Source organism: Pseudomonas sp. R2-60-08W (assembly GCF_003852335.1).
GTDB lineage: Bacteria > Pseudomonadota > Gammaproteobacteria > Pseudomonadales > Pseudomonadaceae > Aquipseudomonas.
This window is the reverse complement of sequence record NZ_CP027731.1, coordinates 3,085,147-3,097,189: the sequence shown is the minus strand read 5'-3', so window position 1 is coordinate 3,097,189 and position 12,043 is coordinate 3,085,147. Positions and strand designations below refer to the sequence as shown.

Annotated in this window: 10 protein-coding genes; 5 read left to right on the top strand and 5 right to left on the bottom strand. The window is 60.8% G+C overall.

Annotated elements, in window-relative coordinates:
* Window positions 1–74: 74 nt before the first annotated feature.
* The gene (locus tag C4J90_RS13980) at window positions 75–1,385 is read right to left on the bottom strand and encodes an MFS transporter (protein ID WP_124404242.1); all 1,311 of its coding nucleotides are present in this window, start codon (window positions 1,383–1,385) and stop codon (window positions 75–77) included.
* A 161-nt stretch (window positions 1,386–1,546) separates the two neighbouring features.
* Between C4J90_RS13980 and C4J90_RS13975 the strand changes: the two genes are divergently transcribed.
* Entirely contained in the window at window positions 1,547–2,650 is a 1,104-nt protein-coding gene (locus C4J90_RS13975; RefSeq protein WP_124420080.1) for a sugar diacid recognition domain-containing protein, read from the top strand.
* 29 nt (window positions 2,651–2,679) lie between these two features.
* Here the strand turns inward: C4J90_RS13975 and C4J90_RS13970 are convergent, their stop codons facing one another.
* Complete coding sequence (locus tag C4J90_RS13970) at window positions 2,680–3,915, bottom strand: T6SS immunity protein Tli4 family protein (RefSeq protein WP_124420079.1); 1,236 nt, start codon at window positions 3,913–3,915, stop codon at window positions 2,680–2,682.
* Window positions 3,903–5,699 (bottom strand): triacylglycerol lipase, encoded by a 1,797-nt coding sequence (locus C4J90_RS13965; protein WP_124420078.1) that lies wholly within the window; start codon window positions 5,697–5,699, stop codon window positions 3,903–3,905. Before C4J90_RS13965 ends, C4J90_RS13970 begins: the two co-directional genes overlap by 13 nt.
* Window positions 5,700–5,994: 295 nt before the next feature.
* Between C4J90_RS13965 and C4J90_RS13960 the strand changes: the two genes are divergently transcribed.
* The gene (locus C4J90_RS13960) at window positions 5,995–7,134 is read left to right on the top strand and encodes a glycerate kinase (RefSeq protein WP_124420077.1); all 1,140 of its coding nucleotides are present in this window, start codon (window positions 5,995–5,997) and stop codon (window positions 7,132–7,134) included.
* A gap of 8 nt (window positions 7,135–7,142) precedes the next feature.
* Here the strand turns inward: C4J90_RS13960 and C4J90_RS13955 are convergent, their stop codons facing one another.
* Window positions 7,143–8,735 carry an alpha/beta hydrolase gene (locus C4J90_RS13955; RefSeq protein ID WP_177412829.1) on the bottom strand — a complete coding sequence of 531 codons (1,593 nt, stop codon included), beginning with the start codon at window positions 8,733–8,735 and terminating at the stop codon, window positions 7,143–7,145.
* Between the two features lie 218 nt (window positions 8,736–8,953).
* On the opposite strand from C4J90_RS13955, the gene C4J90_RS13950 reads away from it, so the two are divergent.
* Window positions 8,954–9,466 (top strand): GNAT family N-acetyltransferase, encoded by a 513-nt coding sequence (locus tag C4J90_RS13950; protein ID WP_124362955.1) that lies wholly within the window; start codon window positions 8,954–8,956, stop codon window positions 9,464–9,466.
* Here C4J90_RS13950 and C4J90_RS13945 read toward each other — a convergent pair.
* The gene (locus C4J90_RS13945; protein WP_124420076.1) at window positions 9,463–10,155 is read right to left on the bottom strand and encodes an aspartate/glutamate racemase family protein; all 693 of its coding nucleotides are present in this window, start codon (window positions 10,153–10,155) and stop codon (window positions 9,463–9,465) included. The two genes, C4J90_RS13950 and C4J90_RS13945, sit on opposite strands and share 4 nt — an antisense overlap.
* A gap of 245 nt (window positions 10,156–10,400) precedes the next feature.
* Between C4J90_RS13945 and C4J90_RS13940 the strand changes: the two genes are divergently transcribed.
* Both C4J90_RS13940 and C4J90_RS13935 read left to right on the top strand, forming a co-directional pair.
* Window positions 10,401–10,895: a hypothetical protein gene (locus C4J90_RS13940; protein WP_124420075.1), complete on the top strand. Its 495-nt coding sequence runs from the start codon at window positions 10,401–10,403 to the stop codon at window positions 10,893–10,895.
* Window positions 10,896–11,319: 424 nt separating this feature from the next.
* A complete protein-coding gene (locus C4J90_RS13935) occupies window positions 11,320–11,991 on the top strand; it encodes a DUF3313 domain-containing protein (protein WP_124420074.1) in 672 nt (223 codons plus the stop codon).
* Window positions 11,992–12,043: the final 52 nt, after the last annotated feature.

Below are 12,043 nucleotides of genomic sequence, written 5' to 3'. Positions count from 1 at the left end.
AACGTCTGGCAGCGCACCTGTAGAAAACGCTGCAGCACTTTCACCCGTTCCGATACCTGCAGGCGATGCGCACTTTACACCTTCAAGGTGCGTGTCATGCGCAACGCCAACACACTGCCGGCCACGATCACCGCTGCCAGCAAGTACAGCGCCACATCCGTGGACCCCGTCGCATCCTTCACGAACCCGACGATGTAGGGGCTGAGAAACCCGGCCATCTGGCCCATAGAGTTGATCAACGCCAGTCCACCCGCCGCCGCGCCCGCGCTGAGCATGGCGGTGGGCACCGGCCAGAACATCGGCAGCCCGGTGAGGGCGCCCATGGTGGCGATGGTCAGGCCGAGAATGGCGATAGCCGGGGTGGTAGCGAAATTCACCGCGATCACCAGGCCAATTGCGCCCATCAGCATCGGCACCACCAAGTGCCACCGGCGTTCCTTGCGCAAGTCTGCGGAGCGCCCCACCAGCAACATGAAGACTGCGGCCAGCAGGTACGGGATCGCACTGAGCCAGCCGATCACCAGGTTATCGCTGAACCCCAGGTTCTTGATGATCGACGGCAGCCAGAAGTTGATCGCGTAGACGCCGCTCTGGATGCAGAAGTAGATCAGGCCGAATGCCCAGATCGCCGGGTTCTTGAACACCTCGGCCAGGGAGTCGGTGGTGGTCTTCGGTTTGTTCGCAAGATCGGTGGCCTGGTCGGCTTCCAGTACCGCGCGTTCGTGGGGTTTGAGCCACTTGGCGTGGGCGAAGCTGTCACTGAGCAGGAAGTAGGCGAGGGCGCCGAGGATCACGGTGGGAATGCCTTGCAACAGGAACATCCACTGCCAACCGGCGAGGCCGCCTTGACCTGCCGCAAAGTGGTTGAGAATCCAGCCGGAGAACGGGCTGCCAAGCAGGCCGGAGACCGGAATCGCGGACATGAATAGCGCCATGATCCGGCCTCGGCGAAACGTCGGAAACCACTGCGAGAGGTACAGCACCACACCGGGAAAGAACCCCGCCTCGGCGGCGCCGGTGAACAGGCGCAAGGTGTAGAAATGCGTCGGGGTGGTCACGAACAATAGGCAGGTGGACAAGGTGCCCCACACGATCATCATCAGCGCTATCCAGCGCCTTGGCCCGAACCGGGTCAGCGCCAGGTTGCTCGGCACGCCACACAGCACGTAGCCGATAAAGAAGATCCCGGCACCCAGGCCGTACACGGTTTCACTGAATTTCAACGCGTCGAGCATCTGCAACTTGGCAAAGCCAACGTTCACCCGGTCAAGGTAGTTGAACAGGTAGCAGATAAAAATGAAGGGGATCAGGCGCAGGGTAACGCGCTTGTAGATGGCGTTTTTATCGTCATCGGTGGCCAGTGCTGCGGCGGCGCTCTGTGACATGGCGAGTCTCTCTTTATTATGTTTTTTAGCGATGCGAGGGTAACGTTGATCGCCCAAACAGTCTCGGCGACGCGATGGGCAACTGTCTTTGTGCTTGCGCACAGCCATGCCCGCTTTGCGCTGTGCCGGTGACCAATTCGCTTTGGAAGGAAAATAGCCCCATGTTCGAGCTGGATCATGAGCTGGCACAGGATATCGTCGATCGCACCATGGCGATCCTGCCCTACAACGTCAACGTTATGGACAACCAGGGCCTGATCCTCGGCAGCGGCGAACCGGAACGCATCAACACCCGCCACGAAGGCGCCCAACTGGTGCTGGCGAACGGGCGCGTGGTGGAAATCGATGGGCAGACCGCCAAGCACCTCAAGGGTGTGCTGCCTGGCATCAACTTGCCGCTGATGCATGATCAGCGCTTGATCGGTGTGCTGGGTATCACCGGCGAACCCCAAGGCCTGCGCACCTACGCCGAACTGGTGCGCATGACCGCCGAGATGCTGGTCAGTCACCGCCACCAGCAGGCCGAGCAGCAGTGGCGGCGCCAGCGCTGTGACGACCTGCTGGCATTGCTGCTGGCCGATACCGGTGACTCGCCGCGCCTGGTCGACGAAGCGCAACAACTGGGCCTCAAGCCGCAACTGGCGCGTACGCCTTACCTGTTCGAACTGGGCGCGGGGCAGTCGGCCGAAGCCTTGAGTGCCTGGCTGACGTCGCGTTATCCGGACAGTTGGTGCGTCAGTTCAGCGCCGTTGTCGCTGTTGTGGTGTCGACCCGCGTCAGTGCAGATCGATAACCCGCGCCTGCTGGAAAAGCTCGACGGCCTGGGCTGGACTGTATTGCGGGTCGCCGTAGGCGGGCAGGCGCAAGGTTTGGCCGGGTTGCGCCGGTGCTATCGCCGTGTCAGCGATTTGCTGGCCTACGGTCGCGATATCCTGCCGCATTCGCGCCTGTTGATCCTCAACCGCTATCGTCTGCCTGTCATGCTCTGGCGCCATCGTAACGACGATGCCCTGGATGAATTGCTCAACCCGCTGCGCAAAGTCCTCGCCAGGGACAACAACGGCCAACTGCTGGCCACGCTGCGCGCATGGTGCGACCACGACGGGCAAAGCCAGGCCTGTGCCGATGCCCTGGGGATTCACCGCAACAGCCTGCGCTACCGCATGGAACGGATTGCCGAACTGAGCGGCGTCGACCCGCTGACTCTGGATGGCATGCTTGCGCTGTACCTGGGCGTGCAACTGTTGCCTCAGAATGGGGCCTAGACATTCGGACGGCGCTATAGGCTTTCCTTTCAAGGTTGTGGCTTGCGCTTTTCAAAGCTGGCGATGAACTCATCGAGAATGCGCTTGTTTTCGGCAGCTTCAGGGCGAGGTCCACTGTAGAAGGCCCAGGGATCCGGCCTGGGCGCGACTGAGTTGGGGCGCATGCGAACGGACTTGAGGATCGCGTCCCACACGGCCATGGCTTCGTGGTCAGTGAGTGAAGGGTTGACCGGGGCGGGTGATGCAGGCTGTTGCCAGAGCGGCAGTTCGTAACCTATGTTGGCGAATTCGGGCAGGGTCCAGCGCACCAGATCTTCCGGTTCGTCGGGATCATACGGGTCTGCTTTCATGCCTCCCGCCGACATGCGGAAGTTCATGCTTGGACGATCCAGGGCAGGATTTTCACGATAGTTCTCAGCGCCGAAGAGTATTTGACGATGGGTGTCGTCGCTGAAGCCGATCAGTGATTCTTCCGCCGGCATTCCCGCGAGGGTGATTTTCTTCGTGCGCAGGTTTTCATAATCACCCGCGAGAAAAACCCGTACACCTTCCTCGGTTCGGGTCTTTATGCTTTTCGTTTGGCTTGGCGACAAAGCGTTGACATAAACCTCCAGCGACACGTCTGAGGCGGGCGGACTGAATTCGAAGCTGGCGATCTCCTGGTCGTGATGACTTCGGATCACCACCGGCCCAAGCGCGAACCCCGCGCCGGCATTTTCGGGGGAGACTTTGAAGATTTCCTTCGCCAGCTTTAACAATCGGGTTTGAACGGGATCCGTATCCCCGTCGTAAGACTCAGCACGGAGCATGACGTAGACATCATCGATCAGCAGGTGAGACTCGTGAACGAACGTTTGGCGGCGGGTCGCTCGCTTGTAGTACTGCAATATTTTTTCTCTGGGTGAGACAATTTTCGCCGAAACCAGCATCGATACATCTGAATTTTTATAGTTTTTAACCGCCGCAATCCGGCGCGCGCGCTCGTACAAGGCTGCAACAAACCGCTCCTGGGTCACTCCCTCACTCAACACACGCACTTCCACGGACGAATGATCGGCTCCCAACCCGTAATACAGCTTCACATCCCCTCCGCCGGTCCAATTAGCGGGCAAGTTGATCAGGCCTCGGCCCAGCGCCCAGGTGCGCATGTTGCTGGTCAATTCGTGCACGGTTTGTTTCTCCTGTTCGCTGGGTTGTTTGAAGGCGGTGCACCCGGCGACCGCTCCAAACACCAGGCATGAAAAAAAAGCGCTCAACCTGCGCATAGAGGCCTCTTGGCTTTCGCCGCGATTTTGATCAGGGAGTAGAGGGTGAATTGCTGGGTTAACGGATGGGCGTAAGACGCCTCATGATCGAAACCGGGCGCCTGAACCTGGTGGCGGACTGAGTCCTTGCTCGCCAGCCTGATGGGCGCACGACCGGAACTCACCGGCACGGTGCCGTCGCCCGCGCCGTCCTGCATACGGCAATGCAGTTCCCAGTAACTGGTCTGCACGGTTCTGACCGGCGCATCGGGGTCACCCCGCAGGGGTGGCACGGCCTCGGCCTGGCCACCGACGTAAAGAGGGCTGCGCCCGCCGTCGCGCACGTCATGCATCTGCAGGCTGGACACCGTGAAGGCATCCGGGCTCGAGGCATAAGGGCCGTTGAGGCGAGACCCGCGTCGCATTTCCCAGGTGATGGATTCGAAGCTGGGGTATTTGTCGTCGTTGCCGTAGTAGACGTAGGTTTGAGGGTGGTAGGAGCCCGCGATATCTTGGTGAAATTCCTTTGCGCTTCGGATGTTGTCCGTGAAAACTTTCCATGTGATCGGATCTCCGCCCTTCGGCGCCAACCACTCTTCACGCAGCAATCCCCACCAACGGTCACGGCGCAAATAAATTTCTTCGTATGGATCCTTTTCCGGTTGGCGCGGCATCGCCGGCACGCCGTGTTGGTCGAGCAACCTCAGCCAACCCGGGGCGTAATCCTGAGTAGGCAGCAACTGCAAGGCACCTGGCGCCTGCGCAAACACTGCGGTGACTTCCTGGCCGGACGGGCCGATCACCGCACCGGCAATGGGATCTTCGTCGCTCATGCCGACCTTGCAGCGGCGATAAGCGACTGGCGCGCCGGTTGCGGGCATGACGCCATGAACAACACCCGCGATCTTGTCGGCCATACCGGGCAGTTGCGCGCATCGCCGCGCCACTAGTCCGCCCATGGAATGCGTGACCAGAATCACCTGCTGGCAGTTGCGCCCGTACTGGTGCATCAACTCATCAATGCGCTGGGCCAGCCTTGATGCGGCCTGTTCGTTGGAGTCCAGCCAGTTGTAACCACAGGCGTGCACCGGCATGCGGTAGCCGCCACGCGCTACCAATTCATCCGAAAGAATCGAGGGCAACTGGGCCGCCAGGTTGGCGCCCAACCCTGGCATGGCGATGGGCAGTCCGGGCTTCAATCGGGCGATGTGTGTTGGCCCAGGCTCGACGGCGGCGGTATGCAAGTGCTCTGGGCGAATGTCGAATTGCGGCCATTTGTGCGGTAGGAACTGGCTGTTCAGGGTGTCTTCGAGCCAAAGAAGGAAAGCGTGATAGCTGGTTTCGCTGACTTCGCCCCAACCGCGCTCTCTATAGCGAGTGGTCAAGGCCAGGGCTGCCTTTTTCTTGTCCAGCTCTGGGGCGGTTATGACCGTACCTACGGCAATTCCGGGCACCGCGCCGTCTTTATCAACCTCCGCTCGATCAGGGTGCAGGATTTTTTGACGTTCGCCTGGCGTTTTAAAGATCCAGTTCTTCGCCAACCACATGTTCTTGCCCATGAACCCAGCATCCAACCGCCAGACAGGACCCACCGTTTTCTTTTTCTTTCCCTTTACCGGCTTACTCTTCAAATTCGACCCCATAATCCCCGGCACAAAAATCACCGGCAATACACCCTCCGGCGGCAATATGCAGTGCACCGGGTCGGTGATATGGCTGGGCGTAAGGGCCCAGGTATGCACCGGGTTACCCCGTGCGTTGTAGGACAATGGAGCTATGCGTGGTGTTGAAGAGGTGCCCGCCATGAAACTCTCCTTGAGCCGGCTTTGCGCCGATGCCTGGAATCTTCTCGGGCCACACTCTATTCGCGGGTAAATCCACGCCTCAAGGCAGATGGGTTATTCAAGAGGCGTCCTACACTGTTACAGGCTTTAGCCGTCAGATAACTCAAACAAACCGGCATAGGCGTTTGGCTTTTATGGGGCGCAGGTTTTACTTTGTAAAAATGAACAACAAACCTCAGCTGCACTTGTGCATCGGACCGGCGTCATTGGCGGTGCCAACTGGCAGCATGGGCGTTATAAAAACCGGAGAACGCCCATGAAAATCATCATCGCCCCCGACTCGTTCAAGGACAGCCTGAGTGCCGAAGGGGTCGCCCAGGCCATTGCGCAAGGGTTGGCTCAGGTCTGGCCTGACGCACAGCTGGTGCAATGCCCGATGGCGGACGGCGGTGAGGGGACGGTCGAAGCAGTGCTCGCCGCGTGTAACGGCCAATTGCGCAGCCAGGCCGTGCGCGGGCCAATGGGCGATACGGTGCAGGCGCATTGGGGCTGGTTGGCCGACAGCCACACCGCGATCATCGAAATGGCTGAGGCCAGCGGCCTGCAGTTGGTTGCACCGGGCCAGCGTGACGCCTGCTCCAGCAGCACGTATGGCACCGGCGAGCTGATCCGCGCCGCGCTCGACCTGGGCGCCCGGCGCATTATCCTGGCGATCGGCGGCAGTGCCACCAACGATGGCGGCGCAGGCGCGATGCAAGCGCTCGGCGTGCAGTTGTTCGACGCCCAGAACCAGCCCCTGGCACCCGGTGGCTTGGCGTTGAGCGGCCTGGCGCGTATTAACCTGGAAAACCTCGACCCACGCCTGGCGCGGGTCTGCTTCGAAATCGCGGCGGATGTGAACAACCCGCTGTGCGGTCCCCACGGCGCCTCGGCGATTTTCGGCCCGCAAAAAGGCGCCAACCCCGAACAGGTGCAGCAGTTGGATGCTGCCCTTGGTCATTTTGCCGACCATTGCGCCAGGGTGCTGGCCCACGATGTGCGTGACGAACCCGGCAGCGGCGCGGCAGGCGGCTTGGGGTTCGCCGCCAAGGCATTCCTCGGCGCGCAGTTCCGCGCCGGCGTTGAAGTGGTGGCCGAGCTGGTTGGCCTCGACGCCGTGGTGCGTGGCGCCGACCTGGTGATCACCGGCGAAGGCCGCTTCGATGCCCAGACCCTGCGCGGGAAAACCCCGTTTGGCGTGGCGCGTATTGCCCGGCAACACAATGTCCCGGTGATCGTGATCGCCGGAACCCTGGGCGATGGCTACGAGCAGATGTACGCCCACGGCGTGGATGCCGCCTTTGCGCTGCCCTCGGGGCCGATGAGTCTTGCACAGGCATGCAGCGAGGCGCCGCGATTGTTGCGTGAGCGTGCGGCGGACATCGCCCGGCTATGGCGGACAGCGCTGCGAGGCTGAACCTGAGTTCAGGGGGATTCGTAGCAGATCGAGAAGCGGTCAGGTTTACGTCCATAGGCCAGAAAATCTCCGACGTTCCTGTTTACGCAGACGTTGAACCCGGAGAACGAAACGCCGTGTCGGTAGGCGCCCTTGAGCAGCGTCATGTGCGCAGCAGGCACGCTTCTGAACGCTTTGAGAGCACCTGCTGCGGGCGTCTGATCGTCATATTCGGCCTGAACCATAAAGAGGCCGTCGACCTGCGCCAGCCTTCGCTGCGGGACCCCGTCAAGCTGTTGGCCGCGCCACTCGGCGCAATGCCTCGACGGGAAGAAACTGCCCCCCACCGGATACTGGATGGCGTACTGGTTTTCTTTTTCGGTCCAGAATGCTTCGCCTGCGGACACTGAATCGTTGCATAACACGGTGCTACGGACGGACTCCTGGGGCGTGAGGTTCAAGGGGCCAAGCGCCAGACCATTCCACGGTGACGGGCGGCGAATGACGTCGAGCAGGCGTGCAAAGGCCTGTTTCGCCAGCGCATTTACGCCAGCGTCGGGGCTGAATCGATGGGCTCCGGCGTTGGCCAACAGCTTGGCGTCTGGCAGGTCTGGCGACTCACGTAGCCACTGATTGAGTGCGCGGGCAGCCATCAGGTATTCAGGCGCGCTGTAGTACTCGTTGTCTGAACGCAGCGCCACCCTGACTTGAGGCAACAGGTCGAGGAAAACCGCGCTTATTGCCTGTGGGGTGCCTCCCATCTGGTAGCGGTGCGGATCGTCGGCGGCGCGCTGGGCAACAAATCGCGCGAACACGCGTTCTTTTTCCGGTGCTTGAACCAACGAGGCGTCCTGGAACGTGGCGGTCCAATCTGTACTCGAGTCGAGCACCATGCGCCCGACCTGCTTTGGAAACAAGCCGGCGTACCAGGCGCCCAGCCATGTGCCGTAAGAGTTGCCGAAGTAGTTGAGCTGGCGTTCGTTGAGCAGCACACGCACCAGCTCCATGTCCCGCGCCGTTTGTTCAGTATTGATATAGGGCGCCAGGCTCTGGCTGGCACAACCCCGGGCCAGTACGCCAGCGTTATGCCCGATAGCCTCGATATTGGCCGGACTGCGATCTTCAGTGATGTCGTTTTGCGCAACGATGTCCTCGTCGGATCGGCACACCAGTTGCGATTGAGGGTCACTGCCCATCCCTCTTGGTGTAATTCCGATCACATCATAGGTATTGAGCAGGTGCCGATAGGCCTCACCCTGTGGCTGATCGGCGTAGCCTTTCCATATGGAGGCCAGGAGCACGGTGAATCCGTCGGCCTCGGCGCCGGGCCCGCCCGGATTGGTAAACAGGGCACCTTCGCGCTCGGCGGGCAGCAACGCTGAAACGCGGGTGATATCCAGCTTGAGCTTGCCCAGGCTGGGGTTCAGGTGGTCCAGGGGCACGGTGGCGATGCCGCATTGCGTCCTGGCGACCACCTCCGGATCCAGCCCGGCGAAGGGCCGGCCGGCGCAATCCGGCAGCCAGCGGATACCCCACTCAGGCAGTTGTTTCGTCGTACAAGCGCTGCCCCCCAATAGCACAGAGACAAAAAAGCAGGCTGATAGCGTTCGTTGTTTTATCAATTGGCAGACACTCGGTTGCAGGGTTGGACCCGCCCGAGTTTTTCAAGTAAAGCCTGCCGTGAATGTAGGACCGTATCGGTTGTTTGGTCAGCAACTTCCGATAATACTCAACCAGCCTGCGACCCAGCCGCCTGGTACACGGGAGGTCAAGGGCTCGCCAGGGCGCCGAATTTGCTCCTACACTGGGCGGCCACGTGTCTTTCAAAGGATGAAATACGATGCACACCCCCGAGCCCCATATCGTGATCCAGCGTTTCACCGAGGCCCATCTTGAGGGCGTTGCTGCGCTCTATAACGAACCGGCGGTATGCCGTCAGGTGCTGCAAATGCCTTTTCAGTCAGTGGAAGCGTGGCGCAAGCGCCTGGTAATGGATAACGAGCGCCGTTTGCAACTGGTGGCGGTGCACGGCGGCGAAGTGATTGGCCAATTGGGGTTGGAACAGTACCTGCGCGTGCGCCAGGCGCATGTGGGGTCGCTCGGCATGGGGGTGGCGACGGCCTGGCAGGGCAAGGGCGTGGGTTCGAAGTTGCTGACCGCCGCGCTGGATGTGGCCGACAACTGGATGAACCTGCATCGCGTAGAACTCACGGTGTACGCCGACAACGAAGCGGCGCACAACCTGTACCGCAAATTCGGCTTCGAGGTCGAAGGCTGTTTGCGCGATTACGCCCTGCGTGACGGTGTGTTCGTCGACACCTTGAGCATGGCGCGCCTGCGCACGCCGGTTTAGTCCTCCAGCGCAAACGCCACCGCAGCCCGCGCATGCAGCTCGGTGGTGTCCAACAGCGGCAGGTCGCTGTGCTCGGGTTTGATCAGCAGGCTGATTTCCGTACAGCCGAGGATCACTGCCTGGGCGCCGCGCGCGGCCAGGGATTCGATCACCCGCTGGTAGACGGCGCGTGATTCGGCGCTGATCACCCCCACACATAACTCCTCATAGATGATCCGGTGCACCGCTTTGCGTTCGTCCGCATCCGGCACCAGTACGGTCAGGCCCTGTGCGACCAGGCGGGCCTTGAGGAAGTCCTGTTCCATGGTGAATGCAGTGCCGAGCAATCCCACGGTCAAGGTACCCGCCTGTACGGCGGCAGCGCCCGCCGCATCGGCAATATGCAGGAAGGGAATCGACACCGCCGCCTCGATACGCGGCGCCACCCGGTGCATGGTGTTGGTACACAGCACCACACACGCGGCGCCCCCGGCCTGCAAACGGCGCGCGGCGTCTTCCAGGATCAGCGCGGTATCGTCCCAGCGCCCGGCGTGCTGGGCCTGTTCCACCGGGCCGAAGTCCACGCTGTACATCAACACTTGCGCCGAACGCAGCGGGCCGAGCCGGTCGCGTACTTGCTGGTTGATGATGCGGTAATACTCGGCGCTGGACTCCCAGCTCATGCCGCCGATAAGGCCGATGGTGCGCATGCGATGCTCCGGGCAGGGAATGTGGATTCCACCATACTCACCGAAGGCGGATTAGTCATGTGCAGTTGCCCGCCAATTCACCAGAGCAGTTCATGCGCGTTTGGTGGCCTGGGACTGCTCAGGTACTGAGCGGATATGACCTGTCTGCTGCCTGGCGCTGGCGCAGTCGCCCATAACCCGTACGCCGAAGGCACGTATCTGCCATGATCGGGCTTCGCAACCTGGCTCACCCAAGGAAATCCGCAATGGACGATGTACAGCAACTGGGCGAGATGCTTCGTCATTACGCCGAGAGCGAAGCGCAGAAAAAACAACAATTCGAGGTGCAGTCGGCGCGCTGGGCGCTGAAGCTTGGCGAGTTGTTCGAGCAGATCGAACAGTGGCTGGAACCGGTCAAAAGCGCAGGTTTGCTGGAGGTGCGTCGGGAAGCCTATGTCGCTAGCAGTCCGAGCGTGCCAGTGGAGGCATCGACCTTCAAGACCGAGAAGTTGAATGTGCTCATCACGGGTAAAAGCGTGGAGTTCGTGCCGGACGTGATGGGCGCGGACGGGTTTATTTCTGTTGCGGTAATGGGCCTGACCGCCGCCCGCCACGGCAGCGTGTCGCTGGTGCTGCCGGCGGATAAAAATGATTGGCTCTGGAAGAAGACCAATGGCCTGAAAGACCCGGATACCTTCGCCTTCGACGCCAATTTCCTGGCTGCGCAGTTGCAGAGCCTGATCCCCCGCGAACGCGGCTGAGCAATTCTGATCATGAGGGGCGAGGCGGCCGACGACTGCCTGACTGATGCTCCGCGAGCTAAATGTGGGAGGGGGCTTGCCCCCGATGGCGATGGGTCAGTAGCAGATGCATTTACAGACACTCCCTCGTCGGGGCATAGGTATCTACACACCTTTGTTGCAGCCTAAGTAACCACGATGCGAAGCTCTTGATCTGAATATGTACTTGCTCTGATCCAGCGTTCTGGTCGGCTGTCAGGCCGCCATCGGGGGCAAGCCCCCTCCCACATTTGGAACGCGGGGCGCCAGTTAAGAGGCTTCGGCTCCCGAGCCGTCACCGACAACCTGTGGCTTCGCCCCCCAAGGCTCATGGCCAAAATAAGCAGCCCGTTTTGCCAAGATTGGCTATACCTAGAGCTCAAGCTATCGATGGGGAGCTCCAACGATGAAACTCAGGCTAATGGTCAGCATGCTGTGCATCGCCTCGATCGGCATGGCGGGCTGCGCCAGCAAGGTCACGCAACCGGACGAATATTCGGGCTTTCTGTCGGACTACAGCCGACTCAAGGAAGCCAAGTCGCCCTCCGGAGCCGAAGTAATGCGCTGGGTCGATCCCACACTGGACCTGAACCGCTACAGCGCGGTGTACATCGAACCCACGCAGTTCTATCCCAAGCCTCAAGCCACCCCCCGGATTCCAGACAGCACCCTGCGCGGCATCAACGACTATTACAACCAGGCGCTCAAGCGTGAACTGGCCCGTTCAATGCCGTTGGCAAATGGCCCTGGCCCCGGGGTGATCGTCGTGCGCGCAGCGATTACAGCCGTCAGCAGTAAAACCGAAGGGCTCAAGCCTTACGAGTTCATTCCGGTTGCGTTTGTCGCGGCGGCGGTAAGTACCGGCACGGGGATTCGCGACCAGCAAACCACCTTGGGCACCGAGGCGCAGTTCCTTGATGGCGCCAACGCAAAAGTGATTGCCCAGGTGGTGCGCAAAGGCACAGGGAAGCCGCTGGCAAACAACACTCAAGTGATGAAGGCCGGTGATGTAAAAAGCGTCATCGATGGATGGGCAACCGACCTGCATCAGTCTTTTCTGAAGCTCAAACAGCAATGACGCATAAACGCGCGACGGGAGGCCACTGTGAGTCGAGTCCCGCCACGCGTGG

Bases quoted from the DNA above. Each gene is read 5' to 3' on its own strand.
- C4J90_RS13935 (WP_124420074.1), top strand. From the start codon at position 11,320: ATGAAACTCAGGCTAATGGTCAGCATGCTGTGCATCGCCTCGATCGGC.
- C4J90_RS13970 (WP_124420079.1), bottom strand. From the start codon at position 3,915: ATGCGCAGGTTGAGCGCTTTTTTTTCATGCCTGGTGTTTGGAGCGGTC.
- C4J90_RS13940 (WP_124420075.1), top strand. From the start codon at position 10,401: ATGGACGATGTACAGCAACTGGGCGAGATGCTTCGTCATTACGCCGAG.
- C4J90_RS13980 (WP_124404242.1), bottom strand. From the start codon at position 1,385: ATGTCACAGAGCGCCGCCGCAGCACTGGCCACCGATGACGATAAAAAC.
- C4J90_RS13965 (WP_124420078.1), bottom strand. From the start codon at position 5,699: ATGGCGGGCACCTCTTCAACACCACGCATAGCTCCATTGTCCTACAAC.
- C4J90_RS13950 (WP_124362955.1), top strand. From the start codon at position 8,954: ATGCACACCCCCGAGCCCCATATCGTGATCCAGCGTTTCACCGAGGCC.
- C4J90_RS13960 (WP_124420077.1), top strand. From the start codon at position 5,995: ATGAAAATCATCATCGCCCCCGACTCGTTCAAGGACAGCCTGAGTGCC.
- C4J90_RS13975 (WP_124420080.1), top strand. From the start codon at position 1,547: ATGTTCGAGCTGGATCATGAGCTGGCACAGGATATCGTCGATCGCACC.
- C4J90_RS13945 (WP_124420076.1), bottom strand. From the start codon at position 10,155: ATGCGCACCATCGGCCTTATCGGCGGCATGAGCTGGGAGTCCAGCGCC.